Source organism: Tateyamaria sp. Alg231-49, from assembly GCF_900143535.1.
GTDB lineage: Bacteria > Pseudomonadota > Alphaproteobacteria > Rhodobacterales > Rhodobacteraceae > Tateyamaria.
Map to the genome: position 1 here is coordinate 1 of NZ_FRFA01000016.1, position 25,828 is coordinate 25,828.

The 25,828-nt window shown below is 58.7% G+C and carries 18 protein-coding genes; 8 read left to right on the plus strand and 10 right to left on the minus strand.

All coding sequences use genetic code 11. From position 1 onward, the window contains the following. Positions 1 to 235, minus strand: a 235-nt coding sequence (locus DHN60_RS18050) for a transposase (protein ID WP_159089284.1), incomplete at its 3' end; no start/stop codon positions are given. A 123-nt stretch (positions 236 to 358) separates the two neighbouring features. On the opposite strand from DHN60_RS18050, the gene DHN60_RS18055 reads away from it, so the two are divergent. From DHN60_RS18055 to DHN60_RS18065, 3 genes are all read left to right on the plus strand, one after another. Then, positions 359 to 1,126 carry a DUF3658 domain-containing protein gene (locus DHN60_RS18055; RefSeq protein ID WP_108838721.1) on the plus strand — a complete coding sequence of 256 codons (768 nt, stop codon included), beginning with the start codon at positions 359 to 361 and terminating at the stop codon, positions 1,124 to 1,126. A 559-nt stretch (positions 1,127 to 1,685) separates the two neighbouring features. Continuing rightward, the gene (locus tag DHN60_RS18060; RefSeq protein WP_159089285.1) at positions 1,686 to 2,432 is read left to right on the plus strand and encodes a hypothetical protein; all 747 of its coding nucleotides are present in this window, start codon (positions 1,686 to 1,688) and stop codon (positions 2,430 to 2,432) included. A 99-nt stretch (positions 2,433 to 2,531) separates the two neighbouring features. Then, positions 2,532 to 3,239, plus strand: coding sequence for an IS6 family transposase (locus DHN60_RS18065; protein WP_108838723.1), 708 nt, complete (start codon positions 2,532 to 2,534; stop codon positions 3,237 to 3,239). A gap of 53 nt (positions 3,240 to 3,292) precedes the next feature. Here DHN60_RS18065 and DHN60_RS18070 read toward each other — a convergent pair whose 3' ends face one another. Genes DHN60_RS18070 through DHN60_RS18085 form a run of 4 tightly spaced genes read right to left on the minus strand, consistent with a single transcriptional unit; the run spans position 3,293 to position 14,823 of the window. Continuing rightward, positions 3,293 to 10,141, minus strand: a complete 6,849-nt coding sequence (locus DHN60_RS18070) for a VCBS domain-containing protein (RefSeq protein ID WP_108838724.1) — start codon at positions 10,139 to 10,141, stop codon at positions 3,293 to 3,295. Between the two features lie 11 nt (positions 10,142 to 10,152). Continuing rightward, positions 10,153 to 11,454, minus strand: coding sequence for an HlyD family type I secretion periplasmic adaptor subunit (locus tag DHN60_RS18075; protein WP_108838725.1), 1,302 nt, complete (start codon positions 11,452 to 11,454; stop codon positions 10,153 to 10,155). Then, positions 11,447 to 13,387 (minus strand): ATP-binding cassette domain-containing protein, encoded by a 1,941-nt coding sequence (locus tag DHN60_RS18080; protein WP_108838726.1) that lies wholly within the window; start codon positions 13,385 to 13,387, stop codon positions 11,447 to 11,449. The genes DHN60_RS18075 and DHN60_RS18080 overlap by 8 nt, the downstream gene beginning before the upstream one ends. Continuing rightward, positions 13,384 to 14,823, minus strand: a complete 1,440-nt coding sequence (locus DHN60_RS18085) for a hypothetical protein (RefSeq protein ID WP_159089286.1) — start codon at positions 14,821 to 14,823, stop codon at positions 13,384 to 13,386. Before DHN60_RS18085 ends, DHN60_RS18080 begins: the two co-directional genes overlap by 4 nt. A gap of 269 nt (positions 14,824 to 15,092) precedes the next feature. Between DHN60_RS18085 and DHN60_RS18090 the strand changes: the two genes are divergently transcribed. Beyond that, on the plus strand, positions 15,093 to 15,755 hold the full coding sequence (locus DHN60_RS18090) for an IS6 family transposase (RefSeq protein WP_234423708.1): 663 nt from the start codon (positions 15,093 to 15,095) through the stop codon (positions 15,753 to 15,755). Between the two features lie 234 nt (positions 15,756 to 15,989). Next, a complete protein-coding gene (terL, locus tag DHN60_RS18095; protein WP_159089287.1) occupies positions 15,990 to 17,459 on the plus strand; it encodes a phage terminase large subunit in 1,470 nt (489 codons plus the stop codon). Positions 17,460 to 17,554: 95 nt separating this feature from the next. On the opposite strand, the gene bchO is transcribed toward terL, so the two are convergent. Genes bchO through crtA form a run of 4 tightly spaced genes read right to left on the minus strand, consistent with a single transcriptional unit; the run spans position 17,555 to position 21,776 of the window. Then, the gene (gene bchO / locus DHN60_RS18100; protein ID WP_108838729.1) at positions 17,555 to 18,418 is read right to left on the minus strand and encodes an alpha/beta fold hydrolase BchO; all 864 of its coding nucleotides are present in this window, start codon (positions 18,416 to 18,418) and stop codon (positions 17,555 to 17,557) included. A gap of 6 nt (positions 18,419 to 18,424) precedes the next feature. Continuing rightward, a complete protein-coding gene (locus DHN60_RS18105; RefSeq protein ID WP_108838730.1) occupies positions 18,425 to 20,068 on the minus strand; it encodes a magnesium chelatase subunit D in 1,644 nt (547 codons plus the stop codon). 2 nt (positions 20,069 to 20,070) lie between these two features. Continuing rightward, positions 20,071 to 21,078 (minus strand): magnesium chelatase ATPase subunit I, encoded by a 1,008-nt coding sequence (gene bchI / locus DHN60_RS18110; protein ID WP_108838731.1) that lies wholly within the window; start codon positions 21,076 to 21,078, stop codon positions 20,071 to 20,073. Next, the gene (gene crtA, locus DHN60_RS18115) at positions 21,075 to 21,776 is read right to left on the minus strand and encodes a spheroidene monooxygenase (RefSeq protein WP_108838785.1); all 702 of its coding nucleotides are present in this window, start codon (positions 21,774 to 21,776) and stop codon (positions 21,075 to 21,077) included. Before crtA ends, bchI begins: the two co-directional genes overlap by 4 nt. A 109-nt stretch (positions 21,777 to 21,885) precedes the next feature. On the opposite strand from crtA, the gene DHN60_RS18120 reads away from it, so the two are divergent. The 3 genes from DHN60_RS18120 to DHN60_RS18130 are packed head-to-tail and all read left to right on the plus strand — an operon-like array spanning position 21,886 to position 24,980. Continuing rightward, positions 21,886 to 23,439: a phytoene desaturase gene (locus DHN60_RS18120; RefSeq protein ID WP_108838732.1), complete on the plus strand. Its 1,554-nt coding sequence runs from the start codon at positions 21,886 to 21,888 to the stop codon at positions 23,437 to 23,439. After that, the gene (gene crtB, locus DHN60_RS18125; protein ID WP_108838733.1) at positions 23,436 to 24,479 is read left to right on the plus strand and encodes a 15-cis-phytoene synthase; all 1,044 of its coding nucleotides are present in this window, start codon (positions 23,436 to 23,438) and stop codon (positions 24,477 to 24,479) included. Before DHN60_RS18120 ends, crtB begins: the two co-directional genes overlap by 4 nt. Before the next feature lie 21 nt (positions 24,480 to 24,500). Beyond that, a complete protein-coding gene (locus DHN60_RS18130) occupies positions 24,501 to 24,980 on the plus strand; it encodes a TspO/MBR family protein (RefSeq protein ID WP_108838734.1) in 480 nt (159 codons plus the stop codon). Here the strand turns inward: DHN60_RS18130 and crtC are convergent. Next, entirely contained in the window at positions 24,977 to 25,816 is an 840-nt protein-coding gene (gene crtC / locus DHN60_RS18135) for a carotenoid 1,2-hydratase (protein WP_159089289.1), read from the minus strand. The genes DHN60_RS18130 and crtC overlap by 4 nt on opposite strands. Positions 25,817 to 25,828 lie beyond the last annotated feature (12 nt).

The following is a 25,828-nucleotide window of genomic DNA, read 5'->3' on the forward strand; positions in this document are numbered from 1 at the left end:
TGTCGCCTTCCAGCCGCTTCTTGCCCGCTTCCATGAAGTCCTTGGACCATTTGTAATAGATGCCTTGAGAGATACCCTCACGACGACACAGCTCAGCTATGCTGTCCTCGCCCCTCAGACCGTCCAGGACGATCCTGATCTTCTCTTCGGACGAGTAATGCTTGCGGGTCGCTCGTTTGATGTCTTTGACGATCTTCTCGCCTGAGCTTTTGCGTGTTCCATTGGTCTGTCTCATCTTCCACTCCTCGGTGGTTACGATGAGCCAAGAACACTCTCTTAGCAATTTGCCCTATTTGGACCCATAAGCGCTGACGTCAGACAGAAAACACAACCCGCGTTCTCAAGCCAAAGGTAACCAATGTCACAGCCCGCATACCTACATCTGGTTTTGGGAGGAAGTGCCGGCGGATGTCTGCGCGCGGCGGTTGCGAATTGCGGCCTGATGGGCCGTGTGCATGTGTTCGATGATGATCTGAGCCATGGTTCGTTGAACGACAAGCAAGCGCGGGCAGCATATTTCAGAAAGCTTTTCCAAAACTATGGCCAGTTGCCTGACAATCCGTTTCCTTCACTAGTCGATTTCGACCGGATCTCAGCCCATTTGACGCAGGATCTCACGCCAGAAGTTTGCATATGGGCGGGTGAGAATGCATCAGAGCGGACGTTTTTGGAGATGGCATGTCATGGCCTGCGCCTTTTCAAAGGTTCGGTGACCCGAGTTGGAACGACTGGCTTAAAGTCACTGCCGTATATAGGTCCGCAAACTCCGGCTTTACTGGCGAGCCTTTTTGATCAACGCGAAGCGGTAGACCCGGTCACAAGAGCAACGCTTTATTCTGATTTTCTGCGCCTGCGAGACAGTGGTGCTACACTGCGTAAATGGGAAGCAGGCAAGATTGTCGATGTTTCCGACAATCTCTATGACAGTCTACTTTTATCATGCTGTGCAACAAACTGGACACCTGCTGCGCGCGTTGTCGGTACGGCCATGGGGCGATGCGACGAACACAACTTGTTGGGTGATGTGTTCTTATCTGGGAGGCTTCAGCATCTGATCATGCAAGGTATGATTGAGGCATCTGGCCCTCAAACAAGCCTGCGAGACTTTGACGTGCGACGTAGATAACGTTGCCGTACATTTCGGCAATATTTACGCTCACAGAGATGGAGACCAACTGAGCAATTCTGTCCAGATCGCTGATGCGATCCAAGGTGCTAGCGTCATCTTGGTGCTTTCCAGAATGCAGGCAGAAAAACTGGAATGACTGCTCACGCAGAGCACGAACTGACCAATAGCTGCTCCCATTTTTAGGTAACCAATGCCGAAACCCAATGCAAAATGGAAAGATCATCATGGAATTTAAACTTCGCATCGCGGGCTTAATAGCTATGGTTCTCGCTGGCCTGTCTTGGTTGGCAGAGTCAGCTCTTTACGGCGACATAGATGAGAACGGTGTCCTGCAGGCAGGTCCGCGATGAAGACAATTATCGCAGAGATAGGGGCGCAGATAATCACCCAAACGAACAGCTTCTCGTTCTTCAGCTTGGCCCATCACTAACCCCATTCATTCCCTCCCGCTGCTTGAGACGCGGCCCATTTTGGATTAGCTTTCCATGATCTCTTCCGAATACAGGCTGTCTGCCAATACTCGGGCTGATGCCACGGGCCAAAGGAGCAACGTGTGATGTTTTTGAGAACCTGTGTTGCAACTTTAGCTGTGGTCGTTTGGGCAGTATTGGCGGGTGCGTCTCAGCACATCAAGTCCGGAACCCTGCCCGAAGGGCCAGAAGGCGACATAGACGCGCTCACCGAGGAACAGTTCTACGTGGATGGATCGGCGACCAGTGCGAGAGTATTCACGTTCGCGAACGGATCTCGGTCTCTCCACTTCATTCCTATGATCCACCAAGCTGAGCCTGCGTTCTATGAAGCCGTGGCGGGCGAAGTGAAACAGCTCAAAGCGCAAGGAATGGACCTTTTCTACGAATTCATCGACTTCGATGACGTGACCCTTGAAAACAAGCGCAGGGTCCGGGCTATGCTCGGCTTTCTTCCCTCACCGGCTTTCTATGCAGAGAATGTATCTGGTGGCTTGGTGGCTCAAGACAACTCGAAATTCCTAGGTTTTCCAGGAGGCAGGGATGTCAACGTCGACCTAACGCCGGCAGAACTTGCTGATGCCTATGAGAGACTAGTTGGGCCGCTCGAGATCAGCGATGAAAACCTGACTATGCCAATTGGGGAATTCGTCATGCCAACCGCGGATGTCATGCAGATTACCAGTGTCACAATCGACCGGCGAAACCAGCATTTGGCGGAGGCCATCAATAGTGCATCAGGAAGTGTCCTTGTTCTATATGGCGCGGCTCACGGTGCCGGAACTGTCAAAGAACTGTACGCCCTTGACCCGAGCTGGCGGCGCGTGGACTAGACAGGCCCAATCACCTTCTACGACACTCTGAGCCCCAGCATGGGTGTTGTCAGAAGGATTTTGGTTGAGACGGGCAGGGCTGTTCCGTAGCTTCTGCATATGATGAAAAAAGACCCCTTCAAGTACTTTCACAGCAACCCGGAGATCATTCGCCTGACTGTTATGATGAACGTTTGCTTTCCACTTTCGCTCCGAAACGTCGAGGACCTGCTGCACGAGCGCGGCATCGACCTCAGCCACGAAACGGTGCGGTACTGGTGGAATAGATTTGGCCCGATGTTTGCCACTGAGATCCGCCGGAAACGCGTCCAGCAGATGCGGTCGTATTCAAACTGGCAATGGCATTTGGACGAGGTTTTTGTGAAGATCAGTGGCGAGCAGCATTATTTTTGGCGTGCCGTTGATCATGAAGGCGAGGTTCTGGAAAGCGTCGTCACGAAGACACGGGATCGCAAGGCAGCATTGAAATTCCTGAAGAAATCAAAGAAGCGCCGCGGTCGCCCTCATATACTGGTGACCGAAAAACTCCGATCCTACGGCGCGGCGATGAAAGATATTGGCAATGCCGACAAGCAGGAAACTGGCCGCTGGCTGAACAATCGTGCTGAGAATTCTCACCTGCCGTTTCGACGACGAGAACGGGCGATGCTCCGCTTTAGACAAATGCGATGTTTGCAGAAATTCGCATCCGTCCAGTCTTCGGTCCAGAACCACTTCAATCAGGAACGCCACCTTTACTCACGAGACAATTTCAAGCTTAACCGAAGCGCCGCTCTCTCCGAGTGGCGTCAGCTTTGTTCCGGATAGGTTCACGTATTCTGAGGAAAACTGAAACTGGTTCGAATTCGTCTGACAGCACCCTAACCTGAGTTGGCTGAAGGGTCGTCCTCCTCCGGTAATGAAACAAGCGGTTCATCAGGTGGGAGTTCGATCCCTTCATCGCTGGTCGCGCTGCCTGAATTCAGATCCGTGGCAGTCGCGGGATCATCCAGCATCGATGGATCCAACATAGGTGCGTCGGTCGGGATGTCAGCATCAACCCCGAGCGCCTCGGTGTAAGGATTGGCCTGTTCGGCATCCTGTGGCTGATCTGGAGCGTCGGAATGCAGACTGGCTCCAACTGCATCAAGATAGTGGTTAACCGGGTCAATGTGATGGGTAGGAGGTGGGTTCTCGCCAAGATGCTCGTTGGAGGGCTCGAAGCCTCTGTTATCGTGTCCAGCGGGATCGTCCGCGCTGTCCGCTCTTGTGGCGAGGGACACGTCCATTTCGCCGGTCAATCCGAGCCCGGCGGCGGACGGGCCTTGAGCATCGTCGTCAAGAGTGACTTCGAAAATCGGTTCATCGTTACTCGGGGCGTCGTGTTGCGGTGGTGTTGTCGGTACAATATCAATACCGATCAGGGTCGTGTGATCCACATGATGACCACTGTTGCCATGCACACTTTGCACATTAATGTTGACCTGCACATCTGCGTCCGAGGTATGCGTTCCGTGTTGAAGTATATGGAACGTATCGGTGTGATGACCGGATGGCATACCCCCGCCACCGCTCTTGATTACCGCGGATTGCGCCCGGTAATCGTATTCGAAATGCCCCGTCTTTGGGTCGATAGTCAGTGTGCCATACTGTCCTTGCAAGGACAGTGCACCACCGTGCCCGTTGTCGATCGACCAACCACCAGTTCCGCCGGTCAGAGTACCCGACAGGTGCGTCGTCCCGGAACCATGCACCTGCGTGGCGGTGGGTGGGGTGGGGGCAGCTGTGACGTCGAGTGTCGCCGTCGTCGAACTAGTTGAATGGCCGTCAGTGACTGAGATCGTCACTGGAACGTCGGTTTGGCTTGCGCCAGTTGTCGGTGTAAAGACCCAGTTGCTGCCGGATTGATGGAAGCTCCCGTATTGAGGATCCACCTGTACATTCGAAATCGATAACTGGTCGCCAGTGTCGACATCGGTCGCATGAACTGCCGCCAACAAGTCTGCTGCAGACAAGGTCTTGCCTGCTCCCGGCTGCGTGGCTCCAAGATCTCCCGTTTGTACGGCTGGACCATCATTGGTGCCGGTGACGGTGATGACGAGGCTCTCGGTGTCGGTCGCGCCTTGCTTGTCTGTTACCGTGACCGGAATCGTCACCTGCTGCGTCGCGCCGGCTGCGAGGTGCTGGTAGGCGGCGTCGGTCGGATCAAAATTCCAGGATCCGTCCGCGTTCAGCGTGAACCCCGCGGGTGCTGTTTGGCCAAGCGAATACTGTTGCGCAAAAGAACTGCCATCGACGTCCGTCGCCGACATTTGCCCAGTGACTGCATTGCCATCCTCAGTCGCCGAAGCCGACGCAGAGGCCAAAACCGGAGCATCGTTCCTTCCAAGCAACTGAACTCTCAGGCTTCCTGTACTGTTCAGCCCATCCGAATCCGTGACCGTAATGGGTATCGAAATTATCGTATGGTCACCATTGTTAAGGTGGCTATATGCGGCGTTTGATGGATCAAAGCTGTAACTTCCATTGTTATTCAGGTGGAAGCCCGCAACGGGCGCATTGCTTGTGAAGGTCAATGACGCTGAATCATCGTGATCCAAATCACCAGCAGCTATATGGCCGTTGAAGACCTTTTCGCCCTCGAACTTGGTTACGAGATTGCGATAGACGACAGGTGCGTCATTCGTGCCAGCGATGGTGAAATCAACTGGATGAGTTGTGCCATCTACACTGTGAATGACAAAGCTATCCTTTGCTTCTTCGCCTGTTTTAAGATGGTCAACGATAGTGTTGGCGAGGTGGTAGATGTACTGCCCATCCGGATTGACCTGAAGGCTGCCCCCCAAAGATCCGGTGTAGGTTTGGAACCCCATATTGGGAAACTGGGATTCAGCGGCACCATCCGGATCAGTGACATGAAATTGGCCATAAGCGCTCAGCAATCCATGGTCGCCTACACCGGTTCCAACTCCAACATCTTCTTTTAGCGATGCTCCTACACCTGTGATCACAGCAGCATCACCGACTGCGGCCAGGGTCGTCGTCGCGCCTGTATGCGTCACCCCACCATGGGCATCTTTGACGTCATAGGTGAAGTGGACCGTGCCGTTGTAGTCCTTCTCTGGCGTGAATGTGTAGGTACCGTCCTTGTTGTCCAGGATAGAACCGTGATCCGGATGCAGGTTGGCAATGGCCAGCTTGCCGGCATCGTTGGCATCCACGTCGACCGTGTTCCCGAGCAACTGCGCAGAGGTAAGCGTCTGGCGCGTGTCCTCGGTGCCAGGGCGCAAAACGACCTCGGACGAGCAATAGGGCCGGTCATTGCTGCCATGGATCGTGATCACGATGTCATGGGGGGTACCGTCCTTGGAGTGTACCGTGATCGTGTCGGTCAGCGTCTCACCGTCGCCCAACTGGTCAATCGCAGTGCCTCGCGTAGTGGGCCGTCCACCGACAAACCGCAAGCCACCGGCGTCCGCATTATAATGCCAGGACCCATCAGGGTTCAGAAGAAGATCACCGAACTGGCCTTGATAATTGAAACCAATTCCTTTGCCGTCAAACTCGGCTTCCCCTGCGTCAGGATCGATTATGGTCAACTGTCCGTCGACTTTCAGCGTCGCCATTCGAAGATGAGCCATGCCGGGTTGGGCATAATCAGGTGACATATCCTGACCTGCGGTTCCTTCGGTCACGCTCCCGGTATCCACACCGCCAATCACCGCCGCATCGCCGGTCGCGGCCAGCGTCAGAGCGGCCGTTTGTGCAACCGTTCCACCATGCCCATCCGTGACCTGATAGCTCAGGGCGACAGGTCCGTTGTAGTTCGGGTCCGGTGTGAAGGTGAAGCCGGTGGCCGCGGCGCCAGAGATGCTGCCATGGCTCGCGCTGAGGCCGGTGACCGAGAGCGTGTCGCCCGTGTCGATATCGGTCGCATGTTCAAGAAGCTGCGCCGCGGTGATCTGTACCGGCTTGTCCTCGGTGCCACCCGGCAGCGTGACCGGGCCGCTGACGGCGGGGCCGTCATTGGAGCCTGTCACCGTGATGACGAGGTTCTCGGTATCTGTGGCGCCGGTCTTGTCGGTGACGGTCACCGGGATGGTGAGCTGCTGCGTCGCGCCCGCGGCGAGCTGCTGGTAGGCTGCGTCGGTCGGATCGAAGCTCCAGGAGCCATCGCCGTTCAGCGTGAAGCCGGCAGGCGCTGCCTGACCCAGTGTGAATTTCTGCGTATCGCCGCTATCAACGTCCGTCGCTGACATCTGGCCTGAGACCGCGCTGCCATCCTCGGTCGCAGACGCTGTCGCCGCACTCAGTACCGGCGCGTCATTTGTCCCATGAATGGTGATCTGGATCTGGTGCGTTGTACCGTCCTTGGTCTGAACGATCACCGTGTCGACCAGAGTGTCTCCCTGCTTCAAAGCCTGAACACGTGGATTGTCGTTGTCGCCATCGTAAACCCAGTGGCCATCGGGGGCGATCGCCAGTGAAGAGTTCCCTCCCAAACTGGTTGGATAGGATACACGCATCGGAGCACCGACAAATACGGCCTCGCCGCTATCGGGATCCGTAACGGTCAGTCTACCACTGGTCTGAAGCCACTGCATCCCGCTAATGCGGTCCTCGGTCACACTACCAGTGTCCACACCGCCGATCACCGCGGCATCACCCACGGCGGCCAAAGTCAGAGACGCAGTCTGCGTGACTGTCCCGCCATGGCCGTCGGTGACAGTGTAGCTCAGGCTGACCGGGCCGTTGTAGTTCGGGTCCGGCGTGAAGGTGAAGCCGTGGGCGGCGTCGCCGCTGATCTTGCCGTGGCTGGCGCTGAGGCCAGTGACCGAGAGCGCATCGCCCGTGTCGATATCGGTCGCATGCTCGAGAAGCTGCGCCGCGGTGATCTGTACCGGCTTGTCCTCGGTGCCACCCGGCAGCGTGACCGGGCCGCTGACGGCGGGGCCGTCATTGGAGCCTGTCACCGTGATGACGAGGTTCTCGGTATCTGTGGCGCCGGTCTTGTCGGTGACGGTCACCGGGATGGTGAGCTGCTGCGTCGCGCCCGCGGCGAGCTGCTGGTAGGCTGCGTCGGTCGGATCGAAGCTCCAGGAGCCGTCGCCGTTCAGCGTGAAGCCCGCCGGCGCCGCCTGGCCCAGCGAATAGGCCTGCGTGTCGCCGGTATCGGCATCTGTCGCCGACATCTGCCCCGTCACCCGGCTGCCGTCCTCCGTCGCCGAGGCCGTCGCAGCACTCAGAACCGGCGCGTCATTCGTGCCGTGGATCGTGATCTGGATCTGGTGCGTCGTGCCGTCGGCAGAGGCCACCCGGTAGGTAGCATGGCCAACCTCGCCCGCGGCCAGCTGCTGGATGGCGGCATTGCTGTTGTCGGTGACATAGCTCCACATCCCCGCCGAGCTGATATGCAGGCTGCCGCCAAACGGGTCCGAGATCGCGTGTTCACCGAACTGGCTGAACTGGAAATGCTCCTGCGCCGCACCGTCCGGATCGGTCACGTCGAGGTCGCCGCTCACGACGATGCGGCCGTATTTCAGGTTCTTGTCCTCGGTGGCCGTGCCGGTATCCGTCCCGGTGATCACCGCCGCGTCGCCGACGGCGGCTAGCGTTGTGGTGGCGCCGGTATGGGTCACGCCGCCATGCGCGTCCTTCACGTCATAGGTGAAGTGGACCGTGCCGCTGTAATCCGTCTCGGGCGTGAAGGTGAAGGTGCCGTCGCCATTGTCGCGGATCGAGCCGTGATCGGGGTGCAGGTTCTCGATGCTCAGCTTGCCGGCATCGTTGGCATCGACATCGACGGTGTTCGCGAGCAGCTGCGTGGTGGTGAGCGTCTGACGCGTGTCCTCGGTGCCGGGGCGCAGTACGACCTCCGCCGAGCAATAGGGCCGGTCGTTGCTGCCATGGATCGTGATCACGATGTCATGCGGCGTGCCGTCCTTGGAATGCACCGTGATCGTGTCGGTCAGCGTCTGCCCCTCGCCCAGCTGGTCGATCGCCGTGCCGCGCGTGGTCGGCCGAGCACCAGCGTCTGCCAGATGACCGGCATCACCGTAATAGTGCCATTCCCCATTGGCTTTCAGGTACAGGTCGCCATAGGTTCCGTGATAATTTATGCCCGGTCGAACCGTGTCAAACTCCGCTTCACCGGCATCGGGATCGAGGATCGTTAATTTGCCGTCCGCATAGAGTACGGACCTCTGGAGTGTGGCCAAACCTGGCTGCGCGTAGTCAGGCGACATGTCCACCCCAGCCGTGTTTTCGGTCACATCGCCGGTATCAACGCCACCGATCGTGGCCTTGTCGTCGGTGCCGTTGATGGAGACGGTGATCTGCTTGGTGGTGCCGTCGATGGTGGAGACGGTCAGGGTGTCGGTGATCTGGTCGCCTGTCTTCAGCGCCTGCACTGCCGGCTGGCCATTGTCGAGCGCGTAGCTCCAGGTGCCGTCGGGCTGCACGGTGAAGCTGCCATGGGCGCCGGCCGCGCCGGTCTGCGGCACGAACTGATCCTGCCCCGCATCCGGGTCGGTCACGTCGAGCTTGCCGCCGGTCGAGGTCAGCTTGTCCTCGGTCACCGCGCCGACCGCCGTACCGGCGATCGTGGCCTTGTCGTCGGTGCCCATCACGTTCACGACCAGTTGGTGGCTCGTTCCGTCCACGCTGTGGATCGTAAAGGTTTCACGCTCGGTCTGCCTCGAGATCAGCGCCTGAACCGAGGGAGAGGTGTTATCGAGCGTGTAGGTCCAATGACCCGATTGATCGATCTGTAGGCGACCGAAATTTCCTCTCAATGTCGAGGCCTGAAAATGCGCCTCGCCCGGATCCGGGTCGACGATCGTCAACCCGCCGGAAACTGTCAGAACACGGTCCTCGGAGGTTGTTCCGGTGTCGGTTCCGGAGATCCTTGCAGCGTCGGGCTGTGGCAAAACATTGAACGGCATCTGAATCTGTGCCGAGTGACCGTTTGGATCCACGACGGTCGCCGTCAGATGCCCTGATCCAAACCAGTCGGTTGGGGGCGTCATGGTCAGGTTTTTCAGATCGGTGCCGGGACCGAGGATCCATGTACCGCCTGGGCCAGCATGTCCCAGGTTCATGATCGTTCCAGGCGGCAACCCAGCGATGGTCACGGTCGATCCGCCGGGTGTGTTGTTGCCATTAGTCACCGAAATTAGAACTGGAACCGGGCTACCTTCCTTACCGCCGGGGATGAGCCCGGCGATAGCAGGCCCGCTGGGCTGGTTGCTCGACACGATATGGCTCGGCAATTGTCCCGACGCGTGACCGCCGCTGCCCGGTGACACGTTCGGAATGATCGCGTACCCAACATTCTGACCTGTACCCATGCCGGGCAGGGCATGAGTGAAGCCGGGATGGCCGGCGCCCGAGCCGCGTGGATGGGCCTGGGGCAGTGGTGCAAGGCCGGACGAGGCCAACCAGTCGGAACCGGGTTCCGCCCCGGGACGACCCGGTTGGGAATGCAATTCGGAAAGCTCGGCACCCATGTGGCGTGCCAGGGCCGACGCCGAGACCATCAACTGCCGGTTGCCATAACCTCCGCTGTCTCGCGCTCTGCCATCCGGCGCGGCATGGGAGCCTTCGGTCTGAACCTCCGGAAGTTCACTCGTGTCGGACACAACCCAGGCAAAAACCTCTTCGGACAACTCGTCTCTTTGATCCGCAGTGGCGCGGGAGGTCTGGGGCTTTCTCGGGTTCTGATCGGACATCACGTCTCTCCTCACCGCTCGGTCAACGCTAGGTCGAGATTGGTGTAGATGGGTTTCCAGACATATTGGAACACGGTCTTAGCGCCGGTCTTGATATCGGCCTCGCCGGTCATTCCGGCGATCAATGTGAGGCCGTCCTCGGCATCGCGGAAATGGTCGCTGTCCAGCTGCACAAGGACTTCGTAGAACGCTGTACCACGCTCATCGACTGCTGTTGTCGGCGAAACTTCCTCGACGGTGCCCGGCAATGCGCCGAAACGGCTGTAATCGAAGCTGTCGATTTTCAACCGAACGGGTTGCCCCACCGAGACGAAGCCGACATCGCGCGGCGACAAGCGACCGCTGAAACGATAGCCGCCGTCGGCGGGAACGATGGTGACGACCATGCCGCCGGGATCAATGACATCGCCGATCGTGTCGTCGGGGATGGACTGAATCACTCCGGCAATGGGTGACCGGATCTCCGTCTCCGCGACACGGCTCTCCAGGCCCGCTGCTTCGGCCTGCAAGGCGCGCCTCTGGGAATCTGCTTCTGCAATCCGGCTTCTCGCCTTGGCAAACTCGTCCAGTTCGACCTTGGTCAGCGACGCCTGAAGCTCGGCCACCTCAGCCTCGGCGATGGTTCGACGGCCGGCGAGTTGGGCAAGGTCAAAACGATACTGTGCCTCCTGCTCTCGCAGTTCCGCGAGCTTCGCACGTGCGCTCAGGCCGCGATTCATCAGGTCCTCTTGAACGGCGCGCTCCTCCTCGGCGACGGCGATCTGTTGAATGAGCTGGGGGCGTTCCTCATCAATGGCTGCGATCTCGGCACGCTTTTCCTCGATCTGCGACCCGATCACCGAGCGTTCGGCGCGGATGAAGGCACGCGTTGCCGCAAGCGCAGCCGTTTCGCGTTCCACGAGATCGTTGAAGTCCTCGGCATGGGCCGAGAAATCCGGCTCCCGCCCCTCCGCAAGCGCGAGGAGGCGTTCGATCTCAAGGGACAGTCCTGCAATGCGCGCTTCGGCGGCCCGAAGCGCCGATTGCGCTTCCGCCTGATCCAACACAGCCACGATTTGGTCCGCTTCCACCACTTGACCGCGCGTGACCAGCAATTCGGCCAACTGGCCGCCATGCCGGCTTTCGACCCGCTTCACCTGGGCGATGGGTTCAACTTCCCCACGCGCCTTGGATATCTCGTCGACAGGCGTGTAGACCATCCAGATCACCAACGCGGTTAGGCCGAGCAGAACGACGATTGCCGCCCGGCGCGTCCAGACGAAGGTCGACGTGTCGTACAGGTCGAAAGGTTGATCTCCGCGATTTTCACCCATCTCTCTTCTCCTCCGTCAAAGCTTCTGCCTCTGGCTTTTCTGTCTGAACAGGTCCGCAATAGACGACATTTCCGGCGTCCAGTACGATGGCGATATCGGCGTGCGCCGCGAGTTCCGTGTCGTGGGTCGCAAGGAAGATAGTAGCCTTGCCTCGCGTTTCGTCGATGAACTTCCCGATCTCGTTCAAGGCATCTTTGCCATTCGCGGGTAGCGGATCGTCGAGAACGAAGAACCTGCTGTCAAGTTCCGTGATCGCGGACCAGGCTGCGCGTTCCACCTTGGCTTCCGCGGAAAACCCGACGCCGGGCCTTGTTCTGCCTTGCTCCAGCCAAACGCTTTTGTCGCCACCGACATAAGCGCAGCGAGCATCGATCTCGTCGGGATCGTACTGGGACATCTGGCGCCCGTTCAGAGTCAGATGCCCAGTTTGTGGGCGGAGATGCCCGGCGACGAGCTGTAGCAAAGTGGACTTGCCCGACCCGTTCGGCCCCATGATGACGACGACGCCGCCGGGGGCCACATCGAATGTAACGCCGGTGAGGGCGGGCGGCTGACCGGCTTCATGACGGTAGAACAGACCCTGTGCGGCCACGGCGGGAGCTTCGGGTTCGAGTGCGATCTGGAGATGGGATTCCTGGCCTACCGTGGGCGCCCGGAGCTGGGTCTCAAGAGAGGTCCAGCCGTTGCGGATTGCCTTTAGGCGCGGGATCGCTAGGAACAGCGATTGCGCCGGGCCGGTGATGCGCCAGGTGAGCAACATGGTCCCGATCAGCGTGCCGGGCGACAAGTGGCCTTTCAGCGCGAGGTCGATCCCGACGACCAGGGTCACGAGCGCAGTGCCGGATCCGAGCGTCGTTGCGATTGCCGACTGCGACCCGGTTCGGGTCATGGATCGGTGTGTGTCGCGCGCGCTCGAGCGCAAGGTAGCGTCGAACCGTTGAAGCCATTTCTCGCCTAGCCCGGCGCGCTGAATGGCGCCGTTGGCATCGACCAGTTCCCCGATCATCTGCGTGCGTCGCTGGGACTGGCGGACGGCAAACGGGTCCCTGCCGCCGGTTCCGGCGTTTATCAACAAGCCGAAGCCGAAAAACAGCACGAGGTAGATCGCGGGAATGATCGCCATGCCCCCGCCGACGATCACCAGGGCGGCAAAGGTCAGCAGGATAAATGGCGCATCATAGATCGCTGCAATATTAGGGGAGGCGAACAGGTCGGCGGCACGCTCGCCCTGCCGCACCTTCGCGACAATCGTACTTCCAGAGTTCCCCGCAACGTTTGAAGCCGGCGAACGGAGTGCCTTGCCGGCCAACAATGTCGAGATCTGCCCCGAAAGCGAGGCGTATTCCGTGGAAGCAAGTCCGGACCGAACACGCCGCATTGCCAGCATCGTGACTAGAACGATCACTGCGCCTGACAACAGGGCCGGAAGCGAATGGGCGGCGCCGCCCCCCAAAACCTTGTCATACACGGCCATGGTGAAGAAAGGCACCGCCAGCGCGCAGAGGTTGATGACCAGGGATTGCCATGCGACATGCACGAATGCGCCTCGCGCGCGGGACGAGATATTGGCGTAGGTGACCTTGGATGCTTCGGTTTCGGGAAGCATGCGCAGATAGAGGAGCGGCCCCGCCGGCAGGTGGAGTAGCCCTGTCTCGTCGTTCTCCGGGAACGCAACGAGATCGCCGTCCCGCCTTGCGACGCCTATCCAGTTGGTGCCGTCTTTCGCAATCAGGGCGCCATCATGACCGTCTCTCCAGGATGCAGGTATGCCCTTATGTATGGACGCGTGCACCCCGATCAGGTTGCTGGCGCGTGCCATGTCGGACAGCGATGATGAGAACCCCCCGAATGCCGCCTCTACGGCCTTATCGGAGTGGCGCCCGTCGAGATATTTTAGAACGGATTCGAGGAAGCCGGCGGCATCAGACATCATTCGACCCCCTCGATCCAATTACTTGGGTTTTCGAGACGCGCGGCATCTTTCAGGCCGTCGCGGAGATCCTCCGACGACGTCTGCACAAGGATCTTAACTTCGTCCGAGTGGGACAGAAGGAACCCCGATAGCTTCTTCACGGCATCGACATCGAGGGACGCTTCAGGCGCTTCGAGAATGACCAACCCCGGCCTGCCCGTGAATGCTTGGACGATAGCGGCGCGCTTGGCACCGCCATCCGGCAGAGGTCTGCCGGAAGATGCAAGCTCCGTGTCGTACCCGTGGGGAAGCCGGCAAACTAGGCTGTCCAGACCGATCTCGCGCGACAGGGTCAGCGCTTTGGGCTCGAGTTTCTTATCCAGACGGGACAGGCAATTCATCAGTCGACCTGTCAAAAGCCGTGGTCGGGCAGACACGATCCGAACCGCTTCCGGATCCGGCATGTCGCGGGGCAACTGATTGACTATGGCTTCAAGCTTTTCGGACGCTGTCTGATGTGAAGATGCTTCCAGCACCCAAATGCCCCCGCCAGTCGAATTCAGGTACTCAGTCGTCCGGTGTGACGGCTGACGGACGCTCTCTCCACTGGATTCAAGGATCGCCGTCGATTTCTTCGCCGCAACGGCCGCGGGCTGGGCACGCAGGCCCGTCGCCGCAACGCCGACAAGCTGGGATGCCGCCCGGGAGCCCAGCAACGTGCAGGCTGCAAGGCCGCCAGTCGTCATCTGTCCTGCGAGCACCTCTCCGGCGCCCAACCAGACAACACCGACGGTCGAGATCAGCGCGCCACTCTGCAAAAGGTCCAACTGGAAGCTGCTGATGTTCTGCGTCGTTCTGTTTGCCTTTGACTGAGCGCTGCGACTGTGGGTCAAACGGGCAAATGCAGAGCCGAGACTGGCCAGGGTCGTAGTGTTCGAGGATGTGTTCGCTAGCGCGGTGACACCCGCCTCGTACCGCGCGCCCGCTAGCAGTTCCTGCTCTAGGGCGGATCGATTCCGCGACGCGACCACGAGGAATGCGATCACTGAGACGGCAGCGACCAGTAAGGGCGCGGCGACAACGATTCCGCCGAGATACGCAATGAGTGCAAGGAAGATGATTGAGAAAGGCGCATCGAACCGGGCCAGCATCGTTTGACCGACATTCACATCCCGCGCCTTTGCGGGCGCGGCGGCGAGGAGAAGTGCGTCCTCGCGGCTGTGATAACCTTTAAGCAGTTGTCGGGCGGTTCGAGACCAAAGCCTGTACTCTTCCAGTGCCGACCACCGCGCAAAGATGCCAGACCTGACGTATCGGAGCAATCCTGAAAACACCAACGCGACGACAACCGCCGAGAATATGACGATGGCCGACCCGGTCGACTGGTTCGGCAAAATCCTGTCGTAGACTTGAAGGAGAGCCAGAGGAAGCGCCAACGTCAGCGCGTTGATTCCCACGGAGAGAAAACCCACAAGAACGCGCGACCCCGGCTCTGAATCTTGAGCGCGACTAAAATGCTCATGTTTTGGTGCGACAGTATCCATTCGATTCTTTCGTCTGACCTGAGCGAACACATATATTAAGTTGAAAGACTAAGTTCCAACAAGGCGAAATCAAACCGAGAGGTTTTGTCAGAAAGATTTCGGTTGAGGCGGGCAGGGCGGTTTTGTAGCTTCGTGGGATGACAAAACCCAACCCATTTCGCTACTTCAAAACCAGCCCTTAGATCATCCGCCTGGCGGTGATGCTGTATGTCCGGTTCCCGCTCTCACTCCGCAACGTCGAAGATCTTCTGCACGAACGTGGCATCGACGTCAGCCACGAAACAGTTCGGTTCTGGTGGAACAGATTTGGCCCGATGTTCGCGGCTGAGATCCGAAGAAACCGTGTCAGTCGGATGCGATCTTATTCGATCTGGCAGTGGCATTTGGACGAGGTGTTTGTGAAGATCAACGGTGAGACGCATTACCTTTGGCGGGCCGTTGATCACGAAGGTGAAGTGCTGGAATCCTACGTTACGAAGCGGCGAGATCGTAAAGCAGCGTTGAAATTCCTCAGGAAATCAATGAAGCGCTATGGCCAGCCTGAAATCATCGTTACGGACAAACTCCGATCCTACGGCGCTGCGATGAAGGACATAGGTAACGTAACCAAACAGGAAACGGGCCGCTGGGTGAACAATAGGGCGGAGAATTCTCACCTGCCTTTTCGACGACGAGAACGCGCCATGCTCCGCTTTAGGCAAATGCGATGTTTACAGAAGTTCGCCGCAGTCCATTCTTCGGTCCACAACCACTTCAACCAGGAGCGCCACCTCTACTCACGAGACAATTTCAAACTAAACCGAAGCGCCGCTCTCTCCGAGTGGCGTCAGCTTTGTTCCGGATAAGTTCACGCGTTCTGCGGTAAACTGAGACTGGTTCGAATTGGTCTTACGCACCCATTCTGGCCCTTATCCGCCTCGACCCAGATCTCTTCGGATGCGTGACCGCTCAGGGTGATGCCGATGATGCAGAGACCGGACGCCAGCCGGCGCCGGTCGACTTTGAAATCCTGCGGGATTTTCTCTCACAGTCCCATGAAGATGGCGACGACTCCAGCCCCAGTCATAAGGAGAAACAACATGACTAACCATGACCCAGAAATGATCCACCTCGCTTCTATTGAAGTATGTCGCAACAACTTTTTCCCCTTTGTTTGGAAAGTCTTTGATACGCTCCATCAGGGCAAGGATGATAAGTTTGAACCGGCCTGGCATGTCCGCGCGATGTGCCATGAACTCGACAACGTCAGAACAGGCGAAAACAAGCGGTTGGTAATCAACATCCCACCGCGCTGCCTGAAGTCTGTCACTGTCGCAGTGGCCTATATTGCGTATTTGCTTGGGCACCATCCGAACGCCAAAATCATAGTGGCAAGCTATGGACTCGATCTGGCACGCAAGCACTCTGAGGATTGTCGCAAAGTGATTGAGACGCCCTGGTATCAGGAAATGTTCCCTGAAACGCGCCTGGCGAAGAAAGGCAATACCTCTGAAGAGATAAAGACAACCAAGGGCGGCGGCCGAAAGGCGGTGTCTATTGGCAGCGCTGTGACCGGTCATGGCGCGGATTACATCATCATTGACGACTTGATGAAGGCCGGCGATGCCAGTTCTGAAGCTGAGCTTCTCAAAGCGCAGGAGTTTATCGAGCGAACGTTATTGTCTCGCTTTGACAATCCCTCGGAAGGCCGTGTGGTAATGGTGGCGCAACGACTGCATGAAATGGATCCACCGGGTTATCTGCTCGACAAGGAAACCTACCGGCATCTCAATCTTCCGGCGATTGCCGAGGAGGAAGAAGTTGTGGCGATTGGGCAGGGTAGGGTCCACTGCCGCCAACCCGGCGATCTTCTGTCTCCAACCCGGCTGGACCAGGAGACACTTGATCGCATGCGGCGCGAAATGGGCTCAGCCACTTTTAACTGTCAATACCAGCAGAACCCAATCGCGCCTGACGGCTCGCCGCTGCGATGGGAGTGGTTTGGGACTTATGACAAGGTAGAGGACAGGTGTTGGTATCAGGCAGTGATCCAAAGCTGGGACACGGGTATGTCCGCTAATCCGTCGGCTGCTTTTTCTGTCTGTACGACATGGGGATTCCGCGAAAACAATTGGTACTTGCTTGATGTCTGGAAGGGTCAACTGGATTATCCCGCACTCAAGGCTAAGGCGCTTGCTCTCGTCGAGAGGTGGGACCCTGAACAAGTTTTGATCGAAGACGCGGCGACGGGCAAACCTCTGTTTGACGAATTATTCCGAGACGATCGTCGCCAATACGAGCGTGTACGTCCGGACAAGGACAAAGAAACGCGGTTTCAGTCGGCCTGCGCGCCGGTTGAAGAAGGCAAAGTGTTTTTACCATCGGATGCCCTTTGGCTGCCAGCCTTCAAACGAGAGCTGCAGTCGTTCCCGCGTGGTCGAAACGATGATCAGGTCGATAGCTTCAGCCAGTTTCTGAATTGGTCAAAAGGTACCGGCGTCTATCGCGCGCTTGGTCGGGAACATCCACTTTCTATTGAGCGACGAGAGCGACAAAGGCGCAGGCGCTGAGTTTTGGCTACGTGCAAGGCGAAGCGTACCGCTAGTTTGAATCCCACCTCCTCCCTTTTTCGGTTTCAAACGTGTCGGTCATTGTGATGTGCCTTTTACGATGTTGCTTGCGCCAGCAGCGCGTTCAGGATGTGTGGCGCGATAGCGTTTGGGTCCTCTTCATGGGCGAGGTGGCCCAATTTTGGGATCATGGTGACCTGCGCGTGCGGCATGATTTTCGCGGCATTTGTCGATGTGATTGGCGGGACCGCGCCATCATTTTCAGCCGCGATCAGAAGAGTGCGGGTCGGGTGATGTGGCAGCCGCGCCAGCAGCGGTTCAAGCTGCCATTGCGCCATCATTTGCAGTGTCGCTTGGACATGCTTTGGGCTGCCAACCAAACGACGATAGAGATTAAGATCGGCAGGAGGCAGCGTGGATCCTGTGCCTTGAATGATCCGTGCGACGCCTTGGTTATTTGATGCGGTGGCGCTGAACACATGGGCGGCAAAGGGCAGGGCAGCGATTGTTTTGGCAAACATGGGAAACAGCACGCCTGCGATGCCTTGGAACGTATCAAGGGCGGCGTTGATGCCGATGACTTGCGGGGTAGGCATCAGTTCGGCCATGCGCAGCGCGATGGCGGCACCTGCGGAATGGCCGATGATGGCGCTGGGGTGCAGGTCTTCGGCATGGCACAAGGCGGCGATATCTTCGGCCATGTGATTCAGCCCGCAGCGGCGTTGCGCGCCCAGCTGGGTGAAGCCTTGGCCGGGTAAGTCAACTGCCACGATGCGGTGTGTTTGCGACAGGATCGGGATCAGGTGTTGCCAGCTGTGCGTCGCGCCGCCTGCGCCGTGGATCAGCAAGATCAGCGGGCCTTGGCCGATGTCTTGGATATGCCAGCGATGGGGTTTGCAAAGGACAAAACGCGAATGCTGCGCGTGGGGCCAAGTGGCGCTGTTTTTGGCCCAGTCCATGCTGTGCTACGCCAAAGCAGTGGTGATCGCCGCAGACACGCCCTTGGCATCTGCGCGCGGCAGCGGCACATAGGTGGCGTCCATGATCTGCGCGAGGTGGCGTAACGCTTTTTCAGGGCGGATCGTGGTGTCAATGACGATAGATTCGACCCTATTAGAGGCGATTTGGGTCGCAATCTGTTGTGCGTCGGTTGCGGCAAGCGCGCGGTTTCCAGTGCCGTCAAGAGCAACATTTGCGCGGCCATCTGTCAGCAAAACGATTGTCGGTGTTAGGCCTTTTTGATGTGTCGTCTGCGCCAGTGTCAGCGCGGCCGTCAGGCCAGAGGCAAGCGGCGTGCCGCCGCCGCCGGGCAAGGCTGCAAGGCGCTTTTTGGTTTGGACTAAGGACCGTGTGGGCGGCAGGATCAGGTCGGCGTCTGTGCCGCGAAAGGCGATCAGGGCGACGTGGTCGCGGCGGGCGTAGGCTTCGGACAATAGTAATTCGACAGCGCCTTTCGCCTCGGCCAGTCGCGCCATCGCAGCAGAGCCGGAGGCATCGACGGTAAAGATCAACAAGCGGTCCGACAGGGATTGATAGCGTTTGTGCCGCAGGTCGGATTGCTGAAAAACCGGGCCTGTGCGGTCGGGCTGCGCGCGCTTGCGCAAGGTCTGCCACGGGATCGCTGCGCGCAAGGTGGCAACCAGATCAACGCGGGCGGCGCTGGCCTTGGGGCCTTGGCGGGCGGGCAGGGGCTTGCCACGGCGATTACCGGTGCGCTTTGCGCCGGAACCAGACCCTATTGTGCGCTTTTTGGCCTTTGCATCGAGGTTTGATAGTAGGTCAGGGGGCAATGCCGCTTTGATTGCATCCAGCAAAATGTCTTGCGGTATCGACAGCGGGTGGTCTTGGGGTATGCTGTTTTGTGGCGCGTCAGGCGGTGTGTCGTCGGGGGTATCGTCTTGCGGTATCTGCGTGGCGCGATGCGCATAGACTAGGGCTGTGGCGATGGTCACGTCGCCTGTGGTGACGGTGTCGCGTTCGTACAAAGCTGCGTGCGCTTGGGCTGCGTTCAGGGCGAATGTCGGCGCGCGCAGGCTGGAAATGCCAAGGCTGACGGCGAGTGTCACCAAATCAGAAAGGATCGCGGGCGTAACGCTGATTTTGCGCGCTGTGCGGCGCAGGTCATCAAGATTATCCGGCAGCGTGATCTGTGTGATATCCGAGATCGCCACTTCGCCGAGGGTGACGTGAAATGCGCTGCGGTCCGATAGGGCAGGAGGCAGTGCCTCGGTCTCTTCGGCGCCTTCGTCGAGGGCAAGAAGCGCGTGGCTGTGACCGGCATCAAGGGCTTGGCCAAGACGCGTGGACATGTATGGATCAACGCGTTCAGCCATGGGCAGGATGAACAACGAAGGCGGGCGATCCAGCAGGCCGCGTTGCATGACTAACGTGCCGCCCGAAAGGGTCGAAGACAGGTCGATATCGCCGTCAAGAACTTGGGCCGTCATATGCGGGTGCAGGCGGACGGACGGAATTGGCAGGTTGGTCGCGGCTTTCAGTAGCGCGTCGCGCGCAGCGCCGCTGCGGGCGCGGACGACAAGACCACCCAAAGCGCGCGGGTTGATCGCCAGCAAGGTCAGAGCAAGGGTCGCACGTTGCCACGGGGTCATGGTTAAGCGTCCAAAGTCTCGGCTACGATGCGGTCGACGCGCGCGCCTGATCCGGCTTCGTCCAGCGGATCGCGGCGCAGGCGGTGACGCAGGGCAACGGCGGCTGTGGCGCGAATGTGTGATGTGGTTAACACCGTGTCGTCGCGGAAGGCGGCATAGGCACGTGCCGCCTTAAGTAGGGTCAATTCACCGCGCAAACCGTCGGAACCCAGGTTAATACATAACGCGGCAACTGTCCGTAAAGCACTGTCCGGCGTCTTGAGATCTTTGAGCGTTTGGCGCGCCGTCACGATGCGGTCACGCAAGGCGGCATCTTCGGCCTGCCAGCGCAGCATAAAGGCGCTGTGATCGTTGTCATAAGCATCGCGGCGCTTGATCACGTCAACGCGGTCGTCGATGTCGGTGGGTGACACCACATCGACCGACAAACCAAAGCGATCCAGCAGTTGTGGGCGCAATTCACCTTCTTCGGGGTTGCCTGAACCCACCAGCACAAAACGGGCGGGGTGACGGATGGACAGGCCTTCGCGTTCCACCACGTTTTCACCGGATTGGGCGACGTCCAAAAGCAGATCAACGATGTGATCTTCAAGCAAGTTCACCTCGTCTATGTATAAATATCCACGGTTCGCTTGGGCGAATAGACCTGGCTGAAACGCCTTTTCGCCTTTTGTTAGAGCCTTTTCAATATCCAAAGCACCTGTCACGCGATCCTCGGATGCGCCAAGGGGCAGGTCGATGACGGGGGTGGGTACGTCGTGGGTCGTGATGTCGTTGATCTGCGCCCAATCGGGGCAATCTTCAGGCTGCGCGCAGTTCACTGGGCAGTCTTTGACGACACTAATTGGCGGCAGAAGACCGGCAAGCGCGCGCACAGCGGTGGACTTGCCGGTGCCACGTTCACCAAACACCAGAACGCCGCCGATGGACGGGTCGATGGCTGTGAGGATCATCGCCTGTTTCATCTGCTCTTGGCCGACGATGGCGGAGAAGGGGAATGGAAGCTTCATGCGGTGTCCAATTGTTGTAGCGGCGACGCGCCGCCCCATGTGCCCGTGTCGGACAGCAGCGCGAAACGGGCGTAAAGCTCTTCGTGAAACCAGCCATCGGCGCGGACGGCTTTGATCGCTTCGGCGTGGGGCCCAGTGTGGGCGAAATTATGCATGGCGGTGGCGTCGGGCCAGATCGAAAAGGTCACTTGGTGCAGCCATGGCACTTCGCCAATGCCGATTTTGAAAACGACGTTGGGATCGCGGCCAATCACGGCTGAAATGTTGGGCACACGGCGCCAGAACTTAGTCAAGATGCTGGGCTTGATCGTCGCACGGGTCAAGGCGGCAAGTGGGCCATTGGTGTTTTGCGCGGTGGCAAGAAACGGGGTCTGGCCGGACCATGAGCCGCGTGTGGTGTCGACGGCCATGAAGACCGTCCAATCCTCGACCGCGTGGGCGCGGTAATTCTGGAAGATCGCAGTGTCTTGCGCGGCTTGCGCGGTTGCGGCGTCGGGGAACGTGGCAAGGATCGCGTAAACGGCGGTGTTTGGGATCGGGGTGAAGCCTTCGCCCGAACCAGAGCCGCACAGCTTCCAAAATCCGATGTCGGGAGTGCGTTTGATCGCCCCGCGTGCAAGGCCCATCATTGAGAATGCCCAAAGGCGGGATCGAAACGATCCAAATCGGAAGAAGCTGAGGCTGACGACCTGCGTCATGGGCATAGATTCCTAAGATATGTCAAGTTATCCTGACACATATGCCTTGCAATGGGAAGATGCGCGGCGCTAGAATTGTAAGGTAAAGTTTACATTACATTGGAATCAAATGGCGATGGCAGACCCTTTGACGGACACTTTGACCGACAACCGCGCGGTTGTGATTGGCGCAGGCCTTGGCGGGCTGGCGGCTGCGATGCGGTTGGGGGCCAAGGGCTATGCGGTGACTATGCTGGACAAGCTGGATCGCGCTGGTGGGCGTGGATCGTCGATTGCCCAAGACGGGTATCGGTTTGATCTGGGGCCGACGATTGTCACGGTGCCGCAAGTGTTTGAACAGCTTTGGGCCGATTGCGGGCGTGACTTTCGCGCCGATGTCGATCTGCGCCCGCTTGAGCCGTTTTATGAAGTGCGCTGGCCCGATGGGTCAAAGTTCGCGGCAAGCTCTGACGATGACGAGATGCTGGCAGAGGTCGCCAAGCTGAACCCGGCCGATGTGGCAGGTTTCAAGCGGTTCCTTAAAGACAGTCACGCGCGCTATGTCGTGGGTTTTGAAGGAATGGTCGCCAAGCCGATGCACCGGCTGTGGGAGACGATCAAGGTACTGCCAAAGTTCGCGCAACTGCGGGCGGATCGGTCGATCTATGGGCTTGCGGCGTCACGGGTGAAGGACGAACGTTTGCGCATGGCGCTGTCGTTTCATCCGCTGTTTATCGGTGGTGATCCGATGCATGTAACCTCGATCTATGCGCTGGTTCTGCACCTCGAAAAGACTTACGGCGTGCATTATGCGATGGGTGGTGTGCAGGCGATCGCGGATGCGATGGCTGATGTTGTGCGCGCGCAAGGTGGTTTGATAAAGCACAACACTGTCGCGGACGAGATCATTGTGAAGGGTGGTGCGGCGCAGGCTGTGCGGCTGGAAAGTGGCGAAGAATTGCAAGCGCCGCTGATCGTCAGCAATGCGGACGCAGGCCACACCTATGACCATCTGCTGCGCAACCATACCAAGCGGCGCTGGACCCGTAAAAAGCTGTCGCGCAAGCGGTGGTCGATGGGGCTGTATGTTTGGTATTTTGGCACCAAGGGCACGGCGGATAAGTGGGTCGATGTGGGGCACCATACGATTGTGAACGGGCCGCGCTATAAAGGATTGCTGCGCGACATTTTCATGAAGGGCAAGTTGCCGGATGACATGAGCCTTTATGTGCACAGGCCTTCGGTCACTGATCCGACGGCGGCGCCAAAGGGGGATGACACGTTTTATGTGCTGTCGCCTGTGCCGCATTTGGGATGGGATAATCCGGTTGATTGGAAGGTCGAAGAACCGATCTACCGCGCCAAGGTTGCAGCCGAGATTGAAAAAATCATGCCTGGGTTTCAGGATGATATCGTCACCGAAGCGGTGTTCACGCCCGAGACATTTCGCGATCGGTATCTAACCCCGCATGGGTGCGGTTTCTCGATCGAGCCGCGGATTTTGCAAAGCGCTTGGTTCCGGCCGCATAACGTTAGTGAAGAAGCCAAGGGTCTGTATCTGGTCGGCGCGGGGACGCATCCTGGGGCGGGCTTGCCGGGGGTTGTGTCTAGTGCCGAGGTGTTAGGGAAACTGGTGCCGGATATGCCTGAGATGACGTCCACAACAAAGCTGGCAGCCGAATGATTGACCCACGTGATCTGGAACATTGCCGCGATGTGATCCGCACAGGGTCGCTGTCGTTCCATGCGGCGTCCAAACTGTTGCCCGCGTCGGTGCGCGACCCTGCGCTGGCGCTGTATGCGTTTTGCAGGTTGGCTGATGACGAGGTGGACGAAGGCGATAACAAGGCCCGCGCCGTGATTGATCTGCAAGAACGGCTCGAGCTGGTGTATGCAGGCACGCCGCGCAACGCGCCCGAGGATCGTGCCTTTGCTGCCGTGGTTGCAGATTTTGATATGCCGCGCGCGTTGCCCGAGGCCTTGCTTGAAGGGCTGGCATGGGACGCGGTGGAAAAGCAGTACGATAGCCTTGCTGATTTGCGCGGGTATTGTGCGCGCGTCGCCTCTGCTGTGGGGGCGATGATGTGTGTGCTGATGCGAGTGCGCGATGCGGATGCGTTAGCGCGGGCGTGTGATTTGGGTGTGGCGATGCAGCTGACGAATATCGCGCGCGATGTCGGTGAAGATGCGCGCATGGGGCGGATTTATTTGCCGCTGGATTGGTTGACGGATGCGGGTGTTGATCAAGATGCGTTCTTGGCCGATCCGCAAGCCACGCCTGAAATCAAGCGCATGGTAAAATCCATGTTGGCGGATGCGCGTACTTTGTATTTGAAATCCGAGGCTGGGATTGCGGCACTGCCGTTGCGCGCACGCACGGGCATTTTCGCGGCGCGCTATATCTATGCGGCGATTGGTACGGCTGTTGCGCGCAATGGCTACGATTCTGTCAATCATCGTGGACGGTCTGGCAAGGCGCGCAAGATTGTGCTGATCGGGACATCCGCCATGCGGGCGGGGGGCAGTGTGATCTTGCCCAAGTCGCCTATCTTGTTTGCGCATCCACTGGATGAAGTGAGGTTCTTGGTCGATGCCGTGGCAACCAACCGCCCCCGCGCCGAAGACTGGGGAACAGGGCGCGCGGGTTCATTCCTGAGCGTGATGGCAGAGCTGAAAGCCCGCGAGCTAGGCGTCACCGATAGCGCGGGGGTGGTGGCAGAGTAAGCCTTGGTCTAGTGTTGGCGGATGGACGTATTTCTATTTCTGATCTTTCTGGCGACGTGTTTCGGGGCGGGGGCCACAGGTGCGCTGTTTCCAACAGGTGAATGGTATCGCCAACTGAACAAGCCAAGCTGGACGCCGCCCAACTGGGCGTTTCCGGTGATGTGGACCTCGATCTATGTGCTGATTTCGTTCGCTGCGGCCCGTGTTGCAGGGCTGGAAGGCAGCGGATATGCGATGGCGTTTTGGGCCGCACAGATTGTGTTCAACACGTTATGGACGCCGATGTTTTTTGGCCTGCGCCGGATGCGTGATGCGCTGTTTGTCATGGCGGCGTTGTGGGTGTCGGTGCTGTGCTGTGTGATCACGCATTGGCAATTGGACGTGTGGGCGGGGCTTGCAATGCTGCCCTATCTGTTCTGGGTCATGATTGCAGGCGCGCTGAATTATAGTGTGTGGCAGTTGAACTCTGACACGCCTGCGGTGGACCTTAGTAAAATTTAGAACGTCCATTCGGCGCGACGCGGTACACGCATCGCCAGCATGGATTTGATCACCGGATTGGCGTAGCGGCGCAGGTCAAGTGCCTCGTAGACGCCTTGTACCACCGCGCCATCAATCTGTGTTTCGACAACGCTGCGCGAATAGAACGGCGCGTCTAACATGGCTTTGATTTGGCGCGGCGTGGTGCCTGCATCGGCGCGCGTTTCGCGGGGCAGCGACCAAAGCGTGCGCTTGAACGGGGTCTGTGGCGGTCCTTCCACATGGGTGGCAGTGCCGTCGGGGGCGAAGTTGATCGCGGTGTCCAGCGTGGTGCCGTCGGTGCGTTTGGCGTCGTAGAAACAAGTGGCGCCGTCCGTCGTGGGATAGCGCGCCCAGACCCACGTTTTGAAGTCGGCTTCCAAGGGCCGCGTGCCAAAGTTGCTATCGAAATAGCCGTGACCGTCGAACTGCCAGCCGGGGGCTTCAAGGTCGACATTAATCCGCGCTGTGGGCGCAAAGGGTCGCCAGATATGCGCGCCGTCTGGTGTCAGCGGCAACTCGACTTGGGTGATCGCTGACGGGGTGAGGGTGATCTTACCGCGCATGCGGCTGATCAGGGGCAGGGAAGAAACCTCGTTGATATCAATGGCCAGATCGGTGCCTGTCCATGTCATGGATGACGGGCCGACTTGCAGCGTATCGCGGGTTGCGCGTAAGGCGCTGGATCCACGGTCGGTCATCGCGAAACGCCCACCTTTGCCATAGGTCGCCACGTTGATGCAGCAGTGGTTTGTCGGATCACCGCGACCCGACCATGCGTACCAAGGCGAGAAGACAGACCCGATAAACCCAATGATAGACACTGCTTT